Origin of the sequence: Devosia sp. YR412 (genome assembly GCF_900110945.1) — a bacterium.
GTDB lineage: Bacteria > Pseudomonadota > Alphaproteobacteria > Rhizobiales > Devosiaceae > Devosia.
In genome coordinates this window covers 1,238,846-1,254,560 of sequence record NZ_FOFL01000001.1, presented here as the reverse complement: position 1 = coordinate 1,254,560, position 15,715 = coordinate 1,238,846, and the positions used below count along the sequence as shown (strand labels likewise).

The window sequence follows — 15,715 nt, the reverse complement described above, 5'->3', positions numbered from 1 at the left end:
CCCTTGACGCCCTTCAATACGTTATAGCATAACACCACTCAAGCGTAATAACATAACATATCACGCTATAGCTTCACGTCTTCAAGAGGTCTCTGCCGATGAAATTGCTCGCCCCCACAATCCTTCTGGCCGCGACCCTGCTCACCTCCACCGCCTTCGCGGCGCCCAACGTCGTGGCCTCGATCAAGCCGGTGCATTCCCTCGTCGCCGCCGTCATGGCGGGCGTCGGCGAACCGACGCTGATCGTCAAGGGCTCGGCTTCGCCCCACACCTATGCCCTGCGCCCCTCCGATGCCGGCGCGCTGGAAACGGCCGACGTGGTGTTCTGGACTGGTCATGGCATGGAGTTGTTCCTCGGCGAGGCGCTCGGAACCCTCGCCGGCAAAGCCACGGTGGTCGAACTCGCCGACGCCCCCGGCATCGCGCTTCTCCCCGTCCGCGAAGGCGGCGCCTTCGAAGCGCATTCGCATGGGGGGGAGGATCACGATCACGACCATGAAGGCCATGACCACGCCCATGACGAACACGGCGAAGGCGACATGCATTTCTGGCTCGATCCGGAAAATGCCAAGCTGATGGTCACCCAGATCGCCACCACGCTCTCCGAAGCCGATCCCGAAAACGCCAGCGCCTATCAGGCCAATGCCGAGGCCGAAAACGCCAAGCTCGACGCGCTCGAAGCCGAGATCACCGCCACCCTGGCTCCGGTCGCCGACAAGCCTTTTGTCGTCTTCCACGACGCCTACCAGTATTTCGAATCCCGCTTCGGCCTCGACGTCGCCGGCTCGGTCACCGTCACCCCCGACGTAACCCCCGGCGCCGCCCGCATCGACGAACTCAAGGCAAAGGTCGCCACCCTGGGCGCCACCTGCGTCTTCGCCGAACCGAACTTCGAACCAACGATCATCAAGGCGATCACCGAAGGGACGGAGGCCAAGTCAGGCGTGCTGGATCCGGAAGGTGGCGCGCTGGACGAGGGTGTGGATCTTTACCCCAACCTCCTCCGCGGCCTCGCCACCAGCCTCGTGGAGTGCTTGAGCTAGTTCTCGGTTTTTCGCTCAAGTGCGGCTGAGAGAGCTGTTCACACAAAGCGAATCCAAACACGCGATGTCATCCCGGCCTTGAGCCGGGACCCATCACGAGATCGGGTCACGGCCGCAAGGTAGCAGTGGCTATCACAACGACCTTGCGGCGACGGTAGCATCTCGAGATGGGCCCCGGCTCAAGGCCGGGGTGACACCGTGGGTGGGTATCATTTGCGCTAAACCAACGCCCACCCATGCCCAAAACCTCGCCCCCATCTGTAACGTGCTAACATATCGGAGCCACCATGCACGCTCGCTTCCTCCTGCCCCTCCTCGCCGCCACCGCCATCACCGCCCCTGCTTTCGCCGATGACCACGCCGCCGCCTGGCGCCTGTTCATCGCCGATCACGCCAAGCCACAAGTCACCGCCCTCGACCTTGCGACCGGCGACACACTCGCCAGCTTCCCCCTGGCCAGCCCGGCCACCCTCTACACCACCGACGGCGCAGTCTTTGCCGTGCAGGGCGCCGGCAACCAGGTCTCGGTCATCGACAGCGGCATTGCGCTGGAAGACCACGGCGATCATGGCGACATCACCATCACCGATCCCAAACTGATCGAAGCGACCCTGACCGGTGAAAAGCCCGCCCATTTCGTCGAGCACGGCGGCAAGTCGGCCCTGTTCTTCGACGGCTCTGGCCTGATCAGCCTGTTCGACGCCCACGCCTGGGCCCATGACGGCACCCTCGTCACCGAAGAGCGCAACAGCGGCACGGCCCACCACGGCGTCGCCGTCCCCTGGGGCGACTACACGCTGACCTCCTTCGCCAATGCCGATGACGAAAAGAAGCCCCGCATCGGCCTTAACGTCCTCGACAAAGACGGCAACCAGGTCGGCGAAACCCATGCCTGCCCGGACCTGCATGGCGAGGCCACCTCGGGCAATCTGGTGATCGTCGGCTGCGGCGACGGCGTGCTGATCGTCTCCGGCTCCGGCGAACCGCAGATCGAAAAGCTGGCCTACACCGGTCTGCCCGAAGGTAAGTCCACCACCTTCCTCGGCGGCGTGGGCATGCAGTATTTCCTCGGCAATTACGGCGCCGACCGCGTCGCCATCATCGACCCGGCCGAGGCTGAGCCTTTTCGCCTCGTCGACCTGCCGACCCGCCGCGTGCATTTCGCGGTTGATCCGATCCGGCCGAAGTTCGCCTATATCTTCACTGAGGACGGCAAGCTCAACCAGCTCGACGTGGTCTCCGGCGCGATCGTGCAGTCCCTTGCGGTCACCGAACCCTATTCCATGGACGGCGACTGGGCCCTACCACGCCCCCGTATCGCCGTGGCCGGTGATGTGGTTGCGGTCACCGACCCGAATGAGAGCGAAGTCCACCTGATCGACATCGCCAGCTTCACCGAGACGCGGACGCTCCCGATAGAAGGCGCGCCGTACAATATCGTGGCCGTCGGTGGCGCAGGGACCGTGCACTAACGCCCAAGCCAGCCCGGTTTGCCGGGCTGGCTACTTCAACGGCCCCTTGAAGATGAAAAACGCGCCCAGCCCGATCAGGGCGAAGCCTACCCCGTGGTTGAGCGTCAGCTTCTCGCCAAAGTAGAACACCGTAAATACGGCAAACACCGACAGCGAGATCACCTCCTGGATGGTCTTGAGCTCAGACGGCGAATAGACAGCCTCGCCGATCCTGTTGGCCGGCACGGCCAGCCAATATTCGAAGAAGGCGATGCCCCAGCTGATCATCACTGCCGCCCAAAGCGCCGAGCTGGGCCACTTCAGGTGCCCATACCAGGCAAAGGTCATGAAGATATTGGATGCAAGCAGCAGCCCGATGGGTGCCAGTGTGGCGAAGTTGAAGCCCAAGGCTTCCTCCTGAACGAACCGGTCAATCCGGCGCGCCATTTAGCCATAAGGCCCGCGCCGGGAAAGCCCGATTTATCTAAGGTGGTTCGTCCGCTGCTCCAGCGCATACAGATCGTCATGCAGGCTATCCATGCGCGATTTGAGCGCCGCCTGCGCGTCATAGACGCCGCGATTGTAGTAATAGGCGCCCATCTTGTCGGCAAAGAACTGCATCAGCATTTCGGCCGGAATGGCACCGATATCGCTGTCCAGCTCCTGGCGGAAATAGTCCTGGATCTCGCCGACGATGGCCTTGCTCTCTTCCTTGCTGAACTTGATCGGCTTCATCTGAAAATCTCCTTCATCGCCGGTTCATACGGCGAGTCGTTGATTGTCGGGCGTCGCGATTTGCGTCAAAATCAGCGCCTTGAGGAGAAACACACCTATGCTCGCCCGCGTTTTTCTGTGCACGATTTGCGTCGCGCTGGTCGCGACGCCCACCATGGCCAAGGATAAATCCGGCGCCAAGCCCGAACAGGTCGCCTGCGCCGGCGTCTATGGCGCCGACAGTTCCGAGGCGCGGGTCATCGAGACCTTTGGCGCCGAGAATGTCGTCACCGGCCCGGTCGATGGCCCCGAGGGCAGCACTTATCTCGCCACCACCGTCTTCCCGGACGATCCCGAGCGCACGATGGTGTTCTCGTGGTTCGACGAGGATGCGAAAAAGGATGCCAGCAGCATCCGCCTCTCGCCCTCGCAGACCGGACCCTTCGGCATCCGCATCGGCATTACAGTGGCGGAAGTCGAAGCCATCAATGGCGAACCCTTCACGCTCAGCGGCTTCTGGTGGGATTATGGCGGTTCAGCCGGTTTCGACAGCGGCAATCTGAGTGGCGTCGAGGGCGATTGCTACGTCAATCTCCGCTTCACCCCGCCCGATGAAGTCTCGGGTGCCATCGACGTCACGCCGATCTCTGGCGACGTGGAAGTCCCCTCCAGCGAAGGCCTGTTGGAAGTGCTCGACGTCCGCGTCGAACAGGTCAGCCTCGGCTATGCCAGCGAAGACTATGCCTATTAGAATTGACCATGCCGCCACGAGAGCGTAACGCTGCTCTCGTGTTGGTTTCCGACGGCCGTTGTGCCCGAGGGATCAAAAGGGAACACGGTGCGACGTACCCATCAGGGCGCAAAACCGTGGCTGCCCCCGCAACTGTAAGCGGTGCGGGTTCTCAACTGCCACTGGCGCATGCCGGGAAGGCGAGGACCCTATATCCACCGCGAGCCAGGAGACCTGCCAGCACACGAACCGGGCGAAAAGCCCAAGACTATTCCGCGCACGGAGGGTGCTGCCATGAATACTACGACCACTACCTCGACTGGCCTGCAGTCGCTCTCGATTTCCCAGCGTCTCATTGCCGGTTCGCTGGCGCTTTTGCTTGGGCTGACCCTCTTGGTCGGCACAGGCTTTGCCGGCGATTTCCGCCTGCATAACGGCGCCCACGATACCCGCCACGCCATGGGCTTCCCCTGCCACTAAGGCAGGCGATCAGAGAGTATAGAAATGATCCGCAATCTGTTTGCCGCTGCGCTTCTCGCAGCCATTTGTGCTGGCCTGGTCACAGCCGCGATCCAGCATTTCCGCGTCACCCCGATTATCCTGCACGCCGAAACCTTCGAGGGCGAAGGCGGTCATAGCCATGGCGAAGCAGCCGCTGTCGCCGACCATGTCGATGCCCCCGGCACCCCGGCGCATAGCCACGATGTGGTTGCTGCCGTCGAAGCCGAAGAATGGGCGCCGCAGGACGGCTTCGAGCGCACCGCCTATACGACGCTGGCCACCGTGCTGGCCGCCGCCGGCTTTGCGCTGGTCATCGGCGCCGTGTCGATGTTCGCCAACATCCCGGTCACCTTCGCCAATGGCTTCCTCTGGGGCCTTGCAGGATTCCTGACCTTCTCGCTGGCCCCGGCCTATGGCCTCGCCCCCGAACTGCCCGGCATGCCGGCCGCCGATCTCGTCGCCCGGCAGATCTGGTGGGTTGGCACGGCGCTGGCCACCGGCTGCGCCATTCTCCTCCTTGCCAAGACCCGCGCCAGCTGGGCCTTTGCCGTCGCCGCCCTGCTGGTGATTGCGCCCCATATTATCGGCGCGCCGGTCGCGCCCGATGAGCCGAGCGGCGTGCCTGCCCATCTGGCGACAGAATTTGCCGCCATTACTCTGGGCACGTCTTTCGTCTTCTGGCTGCTGCTCGGCTCGCTGTTCGGTAAGTTCAGCGATGTCTTCGCCACCCGCAGCGCCGCCATCCCCAATGGAGCCCATGCATGACCACCAAAATCCCCACCACCGTCATCACCGGCTTCCTCGGCGCCGGCAAGACCACGCTGGTCCGTCACCTGCTGGCCCATGCCCCCAAGGGCAAGCGCATCGCGCTGATCATCAACGAATTTGGTGATCTCGGCGTCGACAAGGATATCCTCGCCGGTTGCGGCGACGAGACCTGCCGCGAAGAGGATATGGTCGAGCTCTCCAATGGCTGCATCTGCTGCACAGTGGCCGATGAATTCATCCCCACCATGCAGGCTTTGCTGGCCCGCCCGGAAAAGTTCGATCACATCGTCATCGAAACCTCCGGCCTCGCCCTGCCGCAGCCGCTGATCCGCGCCTTCAACTGGCCCGAGATCAAGGCGCAGGTGACCATCGACGGCATCGTCACTGTGGCCGACGCCTCGGCTTTGGCCGAAGGCCGCTTTGCCTCGGACGAAGCCGCCGTCGACGCGCAGCGCCGCCAAGACGAAATGCTCGATCACGAAACCCCGTTGGGCGAACTGTTCGAGGACCAGCTCTCGGTGGCCGACCTGGTCATCATCAACAAGGCTGACCTGGTCGATGCCGCCATGTTGGAAAAGGTCGAGGCCAATATCCGCGCCGAACTGCGCCCCGGCGTCGGCGTCATCCATGCCCGCAATGGCCATGTCGATATCGCCGCACTGCTCGGCATGGGCATGGGCAGCGAGGACGACATCGCCAACCGCCCCAGCCATCACGAGCTGGAACATGGCGGCGAGACCCACGAGCACGACGATTTCGACAGCTTTTCGCTGAAAATCCCCGGCGTTGAGAGCAAGGACGACCTTCTCGCCATCATCGAGCAGACCATCCGCGACCATGACGTGCTGCGTCTCAAAGGCTTTGCCGCCATTCCCGGCGCTGCTGCCCGCCTCGCCATCCAGGCCGTCGGCCCCCGCGTCACCGCCTATTTCGACCGTCCGTGGAAAGACGGCGAACTCCGCGAAACCGCTTTGGTCGTGATCGGCGAAAGCCCGCTCGACCACGCAGCCATCAAGGCCAGCCTGCAGCGCGCGACCAAGGTCGCCGCGTAACGCATGCATCTCCTCTCCGCCCAGGCCGGCGCCATCCAGCAGGAGGGCGAGGCCATCGACCTCAACCAGCGCCCCGGGGCGCTGGTTTTCGCCAGCTCGGCCGATAGCGAACTCGCCATGCTGGCCGGCGCCGCCGACCGGGCAGGGGAGGGAGAACTCCGCCTCGCCAATACGCTGCGGCTCTCCAACAATCTTTCGGTCGATCTGTGGCTGGAACAGACGGTGGCGCAAGCGCGGCTGGTGGTGCTCCGCCTGATCGGCGGCGCCGCCTATTTCCAGTATGGCGTCGATGAGCTGACGGCGCTCTGCGCCAACCGCAAGATACCCTTGGCCTTGCTGCCCGGCGACGCCAATCCCGACCCGATCCTGCAGTCGCGCTCGAGCGTGCATCCTGGCGACTGGACAAGGCTGCACAGCCTCTTCATCGCCGGCGGCCCGGACAATGCCGACACGATCCTCGCGGCGTTCAATCTTCTGTCTGCCCCTCTCCCTCCGGGTGAGGGGGCCTTGGCCAATCTTGAGCCCAAACCCTTCGCCCGCTTCGGCCTCTGGCACCCGACCGCCGGCATGAGTGACGAAGCCGGCCTGCGCGCGCTGCACCAGCCCGGCGCTGCCCACATCCCCATCCTCTTCTATCGCGCCGCCCTCGAAGGCGCCGGCACCGATACCATCGCCGCCCTCATCGCCGAACTCGAAGCCCGGGGCCTGAACCCGGTCCCGCTGCTGGTCTCCTCCCTCAAGGAAGCCGCCTGCATCCGCTTCGTTCAGAACGCGCTGGCCGCCTTCCCACCTGCCGCCATCTTCAACCTCACCGGCTTCTCCCTCGGCATCGACGGCCTCGACGACAAGTCCAACCCCTTCGCAACCTGCGACGCCCCTGTCATCCAGCTGATCCAGTCCGGCCGTTCCGAAGCGCAATGGGCCGCCGATAGCCAGGGTCTCAGCTCCAAAGACATGGCGATGTTCCTCGTCATGCCCGAAGTCGATGGCCGTCTCGGCGGCCTCATCGTCGGCCACAAGGCGGACGCCATCTGGCACGAGCGCTGCCAGGTGCCGCTCACCAGCTACACCCCCGACGCCTCGGGCATTGCCCGCGCGGTGACTCTGGCCAAGAACTACGCCACCCTCCGCGCCACATCGCGGGCAGACCGCAAGATCGCCCTCGTGCTCGCCAACTACCCGATCCGCGACGGCCGCCTCGCCAATGGAGTCGGCTATGACGCGCCGGAATCCACGGTGCGCATGCTGCAGGCGCTGGAAGCGGCAGGTTATGGCGCCTCGGCTGTGCCTGCTGATGGCGAGGCTCTCATTGCCCTGCTCCAGTCCGGCCCCACCAATGCCAACCCCTCGCGTGGCTCATCCCCTGCCCAGCTAACCCTCGCCCGCTATCGCGCCCTCTTCGCCAAGCTCCCGGCCAAAATCCAGCACGACGTCATCACACGCTGGGGCGACCCGGCCGAGGATCCCTTTGTCCGCGACACGACCTTCCATCTCCCCGCGCTCATCTTCGGCAATATCGCCGTCCTGCTCCAGGCCGCCCGCGGCTATCAGCTCGACGAAACCCTGAGCTATCACGATCCGGCGCTCGTCCCGCCGCATGCCTATCTCGCCGCCTACCTCTGGCTGCGCCATGAGTTTTCCGCCCATGCGCTGATCCACAATGGCAAGCATGGCACGCTGGAGTGGCTGCCCGGCAAGGCCACTGCCCTCGACGGCGCCTCCTATTCCGACGCCCTCTGGGGGCAACTGCCGCATCTCTACCCCTTCATCGTCAACGACCCCGGCGAAGGCACCCAGGCCAAGCGGCGCACCGGCGCCGTCATCATCGATCACCTGGTGCCGCCGCTGACCCGCGCCGAAACCTATGGGCCGCTGAAAGACCTCGAGGCCTTGCTCGACGAATATTACGCCGCCTCCGGCATGGACCGCCGTCGCCTCGCCGATCTCAGGCGCCGCATCCTCGATTTCACTCGGGACTCACGCCTCGACCGCGATATCGGCCTGCCCGAGGACGAGACCGAGGCGCTGATCAAGATCGACAATTTCCTCTGCGATCTGAAAGAGGCGCAGATCCGCGACGGCCTGCACATTTTCGGCCAGTCGCCGCAGGGTGATCTCGAACGCGATCTTATCGTCGCTCTGGCCAGAGTACCGCGCGGCGAGGGAAGCGGGGATAGTTCTCTGATCCGCGCTTTGGCCGATGATCTCAAGCTCGGTTTTGACCCTCTGACGGCCAAGCTCGGCGAGCCCTGGTCCGGCCCCCCGATTGCGCGTTCAGAATCCGTTCATCTGGCGACAATTCGGACCATGGGCGACGTGGTCGAGCATCTCGAATCCATCGCCTCCGACCTGGTCACCGGCACACCGCCCGATCCATCCTGGACCGGCACCATTGCGGTTCTCGATACCGTCGAAACCCTGATACGCCCCCGCCTCGCCGCCTCCGGCCCCGCCGAAATGCAGGCGCTGCTCGATGGCCTAGACGGCAAATTCATCCGCCCCGGCCCCTCTGGCGCCCCTTCGCGCGGGCGGCTCGATGTACTGCCCACAGGTCGCAATTTCTACTCGGTGGATAGCCGCGCCGTCCCCACGCCAACTGCCTGGGAGCTCGGCAAAAAATCCGCCGAAAGCCTGGTGCTGCGCCATCTGCAGGACCACGGCCATCACCTCCGTTCGGTCGCGCTGTCGGTCTGGGGCACGGCCAATATGCGCACCGGCGGCGACGACATTGCCCAGGCCCTGGCGCTGATCGGTGCCAAGCCGGTCTGGGACCCGGGCTCGCTCCGCGTCTCCGGCTACGAGATCATTCCACTGGCCAAACTCGGCCGCCGACGCGTCGATGTCACCCTGCGCATCTCCGGCTTTTTCCGCGACGCCTTCCCGGCCCAGATCGCCCTGTTCGACCGCGCCATCCGCGCTATCGGCGCCCTGGACGAGCCCACTGACGACAATCCCATCGCCGCCACCATGCGGACCGATGCCCTCGGCCTGATCGCTCAAGGCGGCGACGAAGCCGCCGCGGGCCATCGGATTTTTGGCTCCAAGCCAGGCACTTACGGCACCGGCCTGAATGCGCTGATCGACTCCGGAGCCTGGACGTCCAAGGCCGACCTCGGCCAGCAGGCGCTCGACTGGGGCCAATATGCCTATGGCGCAAAGGCCGCCGGTACGCCGCAACGCGACCGCTTCGCCGCCCGCCTCTCCGATATCGACGCGGTGATCCACAATCAGGACAACCGCGAACACGACCTGCTCGACAGCGACAATTACTACCAATTCGCCGGCGGCCTTTCTGCTGCCGCCGAGACGCTAACCGGTCGCCAGCCCGCCGCCTATCACAACGACCATTCCCGCCCCGAGCGCCCGCTGATCAGGACGCTGGAAGAAGAAATCTCCCATGTCATGCGCAGCCGCGTGGTCAATCCAAAATGGCTCGTCGGCATGCAGCGCCACGGTTATCGCGGCGCCTTCGAGATCATCGCCACGGTGGATTTCATGTTTGCCTTCGCCGCCACCACGGGCGCGGTCAAGACGCATCATTTCGACCTCGCCTTCGAGGCCTTTGTCGAAGACGACGCCACCCGCGACTGGCTCAAAGCCGCCAATGCCCACGGCTATGACGAGCTGATCGCCAAATTCAACGACGCCCGCCAGCGCGGCCTCTGGGTGCCGCGCTCCAATTCCGCTTACGCCTATCTGGAGAAATCCGCATGAGTGACAAACCGGCCAAGAAGACCGACCTGATGAGCGAGGCCGAACGCGATGCCTATCACGCTGAAAAGATGAAGAAAAAGAAGGAAGCGCGGAACAAGATCCTCGCCACCAAGACCCAGGAAAAGGGCCTGCTCATCGTCCACACCGGCAAGGGCAAGGGCAAGTCCACGGCCGCCTTCGGCATGGTTTTCCGTGCCCTTGGCCACGGCTTCCGGGTCGGCGTGGTGCAATTCGTCAAGGGCGTCTGGGAGACCGGTGAGCGCGACGTGCTCGACAAATTCCCCGAGCTGGTCACCATCAATGCCATGGGCGAGGGCTTTACCTGGGACGTCGCCGACCGCCAGCGCGACCTCGCCGCAGCGCGCAAAGCCTGGGAGCAGGCGAAGGCGCTGATCATGGACCCCAGCTACAAGCTGGTGCTCCTCGACGAGCTCAACATCGTGCTGCGCTACGATTATCTGCCCATCGAGGAAGTGGTGGAATTCCTCAAGCAGAAGCCCCAGGACACCCATGTCATCGTCACCGGCCGCAATGCCAAGGACGAGCTGATCGAGATCGCCGATCTGGTGACCGAAATGACCGAGATCAAGCACCACTTCCGTGCTGGCGTGAAGGCGCAAAAGGGCATCGAGTTTTAGCAGCCGTTGCCGCGCAAGGACTGAACCATCCGCTCGATCGGTTGGTTCATGTCGGCGGTTTCTGTGACCGAATATTCGGCGCGGAAGGCGGCGTAGCTGGTGTCGTCGCAGAGCAAGACCAGGCGTTCGTAGAGCACGCGCGAGCCCTTGACGGCCGAATAGCTTGCCCAGCGCGGCGTCACGGCCTGATAGGTGATGTTCCACGCATCGGCCTCGGACCAGGCCATGCGCTGGGCAACTTCGGTCTCGAAATCACCGGCGAGGTTGCCGCCCCAGACCAGCAGTTCGATTGGCGTCCTGGTATTGATAAAGCCTTGGCCGTCGCCACTCTCGCTCTCGCCCAGGCTGCGGAAGCCGGGCGGGATCTCGACACTGTAGCCGAAGCGGGCATTGTCGTAGGCGCGCCAGTCCTGCGCCAGGGCTGGGATGGTGATGAGGGCGAAGAGCAGCAGAGCAAGGATACGCATGGCGAAATTCTGCCTGCGTTGATTACAAGAAGCAAGAATACCCCCACCTAGCCTCCCCCTGAAAAGGTGGAGGAATCTGGCCGGTGGTTGTCACAAATCGAGTCCCACACTGGATCGGCTCCTCCCCCCTTTCAGGGGGAGGCTAGATGGGGGTATCCGACAAGGACTCTCTTAAAGCACCACGATCCCCGAATGCTTGGCCTTTTGCTCCGGCTCGACATGGATGGTGATCTGCACATCTTCCACGGCCTCGCGCAGCTTGGCTTCGATGCCGTCGCAGATTTCATGCGCGGCTTCCACCGTCATCGCGCCAGGCACGACCAGGTGGAAGTCGATGAAGGTCATCTTGCCGGCCTGCCGCGTGCGGATGTCGTGGGCCTCGATGGCACCATCGGCATTGGCGGCGATGACTTCGCGGATAGTCTTGCCGGTCTCGGGCGGCACCGCGACATCCATCAACCCGCCGACGCTTTCGCGGATCACGCCCCAACCCGACCACAGGATATTGACCGCGACCAGCGCGGCGAGGATCGGATCGAGCGGCGCCCAGCCAGTCAGGATGACGAGGCCGAGACCGATCAGCACGCCAATGGTCGAGACCACGTCGGTCATCAGATGCTTGCCATCGGCTTCCAGTGCCGGCGAACGCACCTTGCGGCCCTGCCGGATCAGGATCTGTGCCCAGACCACGTTAATGACAGTCGCGCCGACGCTGATGATCAGGCCCTGGATCGGCGACTCCGGAATTTCCGGCGACAGGAAACCGAAATAGGCTTCGCGCAGGATCAGGATCGCCGCAACGATGATCATCACCCCGACGATAACAGCGGAGAAATACTCGGCCTTGTGATAGCCATATTGCAGCGTCGCATCGGCCGGCCGCTGCGCCAGGTGCACGGCGATCAACGCGACAATGGCGGTCACCACATTGACGATGGATTCCAGCGCATCGGAATAAAGCGCGATCGAGCCGGTGACATACCAGGCGAGGAATTTGAGGCCGAGCACGACAAGGCCGACGACGAGGCTCCCCGCGGCGATAGCCAGGGTTCGGTTTGCGGTGATAGCCAAGGTCTTGCCCCGAAATGCGTGGAGCGCTGCCCATAGACCCATCGCGCGGTGGCTGCAAGTCGTTGAATTTGCAAATCATTTTCAAAAGCATTCCGATCTGTCACGCAATGCGGGCAAGCCATTGATTGACCACGCGCTTCTGGCCGCCTAGAACGGAACGGCGCAGAGTTCCCGTGACGGAACTGAAACAGAATTCGGTGCGGTCGACCCAAATCGGGGACCAAGTCCGGAGCTGCAACGGTCTTGAGCTGAACCTGCCTCTTGGTTTTGAGAGGCGTTTGATGACGACGATTCCCGATGATGTTCCGATCGTGATCGGCCTTGGCTGCGCCACTGCAGCCGAGCCGCGCGAGATCATCGGCCTGATCGAAATGTGTCTTTCGGAAGCCAATCTTCATGCAAGCCAGATCGCCGCTATGGGCACCCATGTCCGCAAGCGCGACAGCCTTGCCCTGATGCAGGCGGCGGCGCATTTCGATCTGGAACTCCGATTCCTCGATGACGACGATCTTGCCCCGGGCGTTCCGGGCACCTGCGAGGCGGTAGCCGCTGCGGCCGGTCCGCTGCTGCTGGGCAAGCGCAAGTCGCGCTATGCCACCTGCGCTATCGCTTTGGCCGCGCCCGGTTTTGATCTCTCAGGTTTTGGTCAGCCCGCCAGTCCGAGCGCTGCGATGGCTTCATCGACGCTGGCCACCTCATTGGCCGGGCCATAGACCGGCCGCGCGATCATGATGACTTTCACGCCCAGCCGCCGCGCCGCCTCGAGCTTTGACGCCGTCTGCTTGCCGCCCGAATTCTTGGTGACCAGATGAGTGACGCCCTCGCGCTCCATCAGCGCCATTTCGTCGATCAGCCCATAGGGCGGGCGGGTCTGCAACAGGCTGGCATGATGCGGCAGCTCCTGTGCCGGCGCCTCGATGGTGCGCACCACGAACTGGCAATCGTCGCGCTGGAGGAAATGCTCGAGCCCGGTATGGCCGGTGGTGAGCAGCACGTCGGCATTGCAGGGCAGGGCGGCCGCCGCTTCCGCCGCGGTCTCGACCGTCAGCCAGTCATCGCCCAATTGCTGCTCCCAGGCCGGCCGCATGAAGCGCAGCAGCGGCACATTGACCGCCTGCGCGGCGGCGACCGCATTGACCGAAATCTGCCCGGCATAGGGATGGGTCGCGTCGACCAGATGGTCCACACTGGCAGCGCGCAGATAGGCCGCCAGCCCCGGAATGCCGCCAAACTTGCCCATGCGCAAGCCGCCCTTGGGCAGGATCGGGTCCTGCGTGCGGCCGGCCAGCGAGGTGGTCACGTCATGGCCTTGCGCCACCAGCCGATTGGCCAGTTCGCGCGCTTCGGCCGTTCCGCCCAGGATCAGTATCTTCATTGCTGCAGCAAATCTCCTCGGGCCCACTCTGCCCATTCCGTTGCGCCGTCTCAAGGGCGGTCGCTCTGATGTTTCGCTGGTTCAGAAAATCGCGACCATCGGGCCATTTTGCGGCGCTCGACAGCGCGGACTTTCCGGCTATGCAGCCGGGCACGGTCTGGCTGGTCGGCGCCGGGCCGGGCGGGCCGGGGCTGGTGTCGCTCTTGGCCTATCATGGTTTAGGACAGGCCGACGTCATCGTGCATGACGCGCTGGTTTCGCCCGACCTGCTAGCCATGGCACCAACCAGGACCCTTCGGGTCTTTGCGGGCAAGCGGGGAGGCAAGCCGTCGCCGAAGCAGGCTGATATTTCGCTGCAGCTGATCGAACTGGCCAAGGCCGGCAAGAAGGTGCTTCGGCTCAAGGGCGGTGACCCCTTCATGTTCGGCAGGGGCGGCGAAGAGGCGGGAGCTTTGGCGCAGGCTGGCGTGCCGTTCCGTATCGTGCCGGGGATTTCTTCGGGGCTGGGCGGGCTGGCCTATGCCGGCATTCCGATCACCCATCGCGAGACCAACCAGGCGGTTATCTTTCTGACAGGTCACGACGAAAATGGCGCTGTGCCCGGTGGGGTCGACTGGCCTGCAGTGGCCAGGGCGGCGCCGGTGGTGGTCATGTTCATGGCGGTCAAGCATCTCGGCACGATTTCTGAAAAGCTGCTGGCGGCGGGGCGCGATGGTAATGATCGCCTCGCGCTGGTCTCGCATGCCGCGACGCCGCAGCAGTCGGTGATCGAGACGACGCTGGCCGAGGCCCATACGCTGGTTGACGTGCCGACGCCGGCCGTTGTCGTGCTCGGCCCGGTCAACGCCTATCGTCAGACTCTCGACTGGTATGTCGATGAAGCCCGGAGGCATGTGTTTGGCTAAGGGCCTGGTCATCGGCGCACCGCGCTCCGGCTCGGGCAAGACGGTCATCACTTTGGGCCTGCTCGCGGCATTGCGTCGTCGCGGCACGGTGGTCGCCCCCGCCAAGACCGGCCCCGACTATATCGATCCGGCCTTTTTGAGCCGCGCCGCCCTGCGCGATGCGGTCAATCTCGACCCCTGGTCGATGAGCCCGGCGCGGCTGAAAGCGCTGGCGGCCATGCAGGCCACCGGCGCCGATCTGCTGCTGGTCGAAGGCGTCATGGGCCTGTTCGATGGCGCGGCCGACAATACCGGTTCCACGGCAGACCTGGCCGAACTGCTTGAACTACCTGTCATTTTGGTCGTCGATGCCGAGCGCCAGAGTCAGTCGGTTGCGCCGTTGGTGGCCGGCTTTGCCAATTGGCGGCCGGGCGTGCGGGTGGCCGGCGTCATCCTCAACCGCGTCGCCTCGACCAAGCATGAGCGCATGCTGGTCGATGCCGTGGCGGCCACCGGCATCGCCTGCCTCGGCGCCATTCCGCGCGACAGCCATCTCGTCGTGCCGGAGCGGCATCTCGGCCTCGTCCTGCCCGGCGAAGTTTCGGCCTTCGAGACTTTCATCGACACCTCCGCCGAAACCATCGGCAATTACGTCGATCTCGAAAAACTCCTGTCCCTCGCCACGCCGATCGCCGAGGGCGACGCACCTCCGTCGCCCCTCGCGCCACTCGGCCAGCGCATCGCCATTGCGCGCGATGATGCCTTCGCTTTTCTCTACCCCCATCTGCTCGACGGCTGGCGCGCCATGGGCGCCGAGCTCAGCTTTTTCTCTCCGCTGGCCGACGAAGCGCCATCCGCTGATTGTACTGCCGTCTTCCTGCCAGGGGGATATCCCGAATTGCACGGCGCAAAACTCGCGGCTGCCAGCGCCTTCAAGGCCGGCCTCATTGCCGCGCGAGACCGCGATGCGCTGATCTATGGCGAGTGCGGTGGCTTCATGGTGCTGGGCGAAACGCTGGTCGACAAAGCCGGGCAGGGCCACGCCATGGCGGGCCTTTTGCCGGTTACCACTCGCATCGACCGGCCCAAGCGCATCCTCGGCTATCGCCGGCTGCTGCAGGCCGGTGACCTGCCTTGGCCGGGGCGCCTGCATGGCCATGAATTTCATTACTCGTCGGCCAGGCAATCCCGCCTGGCGCCGCTGTTTGCGGCGGCCGATGCGCGGGGCGAGGTGCTGCCGCCGATGGGGGCCGTGATCGGCCGCGTCATGGGCTCTTACGCCCATGTGGTGGATGCGGCATAACGGG

At 64.2% G+C, this 15,715-nt stretch carries 16 protein-coding genes and 1 riboswitch; of the genes, 11 read left to right on the top strand and 5 right to left on the bottom strand.

Annotated features, from left to right (window positions below):
• Nucleotides 1-98: 98 nt before the first annotated feature.
• Nucleotides 99-1,043 carry a zinc ABC transporter substrate-binding protein gene (locus tag BM045_RS06010; protein WP_092180548.1) on the top strand — a complete coding sequence of 315 codons (945 nt, stop codon included), beginning with the start codon at nt 99-101 and terminating at the stop codon, nt 1,041-1,043.
• A gap of 287 nt (nt 1,044-1,330) precedes the next feature.
• Entirely contained in the window at nt 1,331-2,515 is a 1,185-nt protein-coding gene (gene aztD / locus BM045_RS06005; RefSeq protein ID WP_092180546.1) for a zinc metallochaperone AztD, read from the top strand.
• 30 nt (nt 2,516-2,545) lie between these two features.
• On the opposite strand, the gene BM045_RS06000 is transcribed toward aztD, so the two are convergent.
• Both BM045_RS06000 and BM045_RS05995 read right to left on the bottom strand, forming a co-directional pair.
• Nucleotides 2,546-2,902 carry a DMT family protein gene (locus BM045_RS06000; protein WP_244522887.1) on the bottom strand — a complete coding sequence of 119 codons (357 nt, stop codon included), beginning with the start codon at nt 2,900-2,902 and terminating at the stop codon, nt 2,546-2,548.
• A gap of 72 nt (nt 2,903-2,974) precedes the next feature.
• Nucleotides 2,975-3,229 (bottom strand): DUF2164 domain-containing protein, encoded by a 255-nt coding sequence (locus BM045_RS05995; protein ID WP_092180542.1) that lies wholly within the window; start codon nt 3,227-3,229, stop codon nt 2,975-2,977.
• Between the two features lie 97 nt (nt 3,230-3,326).
• Between BM045_RS05995 and BM045_RS05990 the strand changes: the two genes are divergently transcribed.
• From BM045_RS05990 to cobO, 6 genes are all read left to right on the top strand, one after another.
• The gene (locus BM045_RS05990) at nt 3,327-3,959 is read left to right on the top strand and encodes a hypothetical protein (protein WP_092180540.1); all 633 of its coding nucleotides are present in this window, start codon (nt 3,327-3,329) and stop codon (nt 3,957-3,959) included.
• Between the two features lie 25 nt (nt 3,960-3,984).
• Nucleotides 3,985-4,195, top strand: a riboswitch (cobalamin riboswitch).
• Between the two features lie 37 nt (nt 4,196-4,232).
• A complete protein-coding gene (locus BM045_RS05985; protein WP_092180538.1) occupies nt 4,233-4,418 on the top strand; it encodes a CbtB domain-containing protein in 186 nt (61 codons plus the stop codon).
• 24 nt (nt 4,419-4,442) lie between these two features.
• Nucleotides 4,443-5,204, top strand: coding sequence for a CbtA family protein (locus tag BM045_RS05980; protein ID WP_092180536.1), 762 nt, complete (start codon nt 4,443-4,445; stop codon nt 5,202-5,204).
• Nucleotides 5,201-6,259 carry a cobalamin biosynthesis protein CobW gene (cobW, locus tag BM045_RS05975; RefSeq protein ID WP_092180534.1) on the top strand — a complete coding sequence of 353 codons (1,059 nt, stop codon included), beginning with the start codon at nt 5,201-5,203 and terminating at the stop codon, nt 6,257-6,259. The genes BM045_RS05980 and cobW overlap by 4 nt, the downstream gene beginning before the upstream one ends.
• Before the next feature lie 3 nt (nt 6,260-6,262).
• Complete coding sequence (gene cobN, locus BM045_RS05970) at nt 6,263-9,973, top strand: cobaltochelatase subunit CobN (protein WP_092180532.1); 3,711 nt, start codon at nt 6,263-6,265, stop codon at nt 9,971-9,973.
• Nucleotides 9,970-10,611, top strand: coding sequence for a cob(I)yrinic acid a,c-diamide adenosyltransferase (gene cobO, locus BM045_RS05965; protein ID WP_092180530.1), 642 nt, complete (start codon nt 9,970-9,972; stop codon nt 10,609-10,611). Before cobN ends, cobO begins: the two co-directional genes overlap by 4 nt.
• Here cobO and BM045_RS05960 read toward each other — a convergent pair.
• Nucleotides 10,608-11,078: a hypothetical protein gene (locus tag BM045_RS05960; protein ID WP_092180528.1), complete on the bottom strand. Its 471-nt coding sequence runs from the start codon at nt 11,076-11,078 to the stop codon at nt 10,608-10,610. The genes cobO and BM045_RS05960 overlap by 4 nt on opposite strands.
• 171 nt (nt 11,079-11,249) lie before the next feature.
• Entirely contained in the window at nt 11,250-12,191 is a 942-nt protein-coding gene (locus BM045_RS05955; protein WP_092180526.1) for a cation diffusion facilitator family transporter, read from the bottom strand.
• Between the two features lie 239 nt (nt 12,192-12,430).
• Here BM045_RS05955 and BM045_RS05950 point away from each other — a divergent pair, with 239 nt between their 5' ends.
• Nucleotides 12,431-12,862 (top strand): cobalamin biosynthesis protein, encoded by a 432-nt coding sequence (locus tag BM045_RS05950; RefSeq protein WP_092180524.1) that lies wholly within the window; start codon nt 12,431-12,433, stop codon nt 12,860-12,862.
• Here BM045_RS05950 and BM045_RS05945 read toward each other — a convergent pair.
• Entirely contained in the window at nt 12,796-13,524 is a 729-nt protein-coding gene (locus tag BM045_RS05945) for a cobalt-precorrin-6A reductase (RefSeq protein ID WP_092180522.1), read from the bottom strand. The genes BM045_RS05950 and BM045_RS05945 overlap by 67 nt on opposite strands.
• Nucleotides 13,525-13,592: 68 nt before the next feature.
• Here BM045_RS05945 and cobA point away from each other — a divergent pair, with 68 nt between their 5' ends.
• Both cobA and BM045_RS05935 read left to right on the top strand, forming a co-directional pair.
• Complete coding sequence (cobA, locus tag BM045_RS05940; protein WP_092180521.1) at nt 13,593-14,429, top strand: uroporphyrinogen-III C-methyltransferase; 837 nt, start codon at nt 13,593-13,595, stop codon at nt 14,427-14,429.
• A complete protein-coding gene (locus tag BM045_RS05935; protein WP_244522886.1) occupies nt 14,422-15,711 on the top strand; it encodes a cobyrinic acid a,c-diamide synthase CobB in 1,290 nt (429 codons plus the stop codon). The genes cobA and BM045_RS05935 overlap by 8 nt, the downstream gene beginning before the upstream one ends.
• The last annotated feature ends 4 nt before the right edge of the window (nt 15,712-15,715 follow it).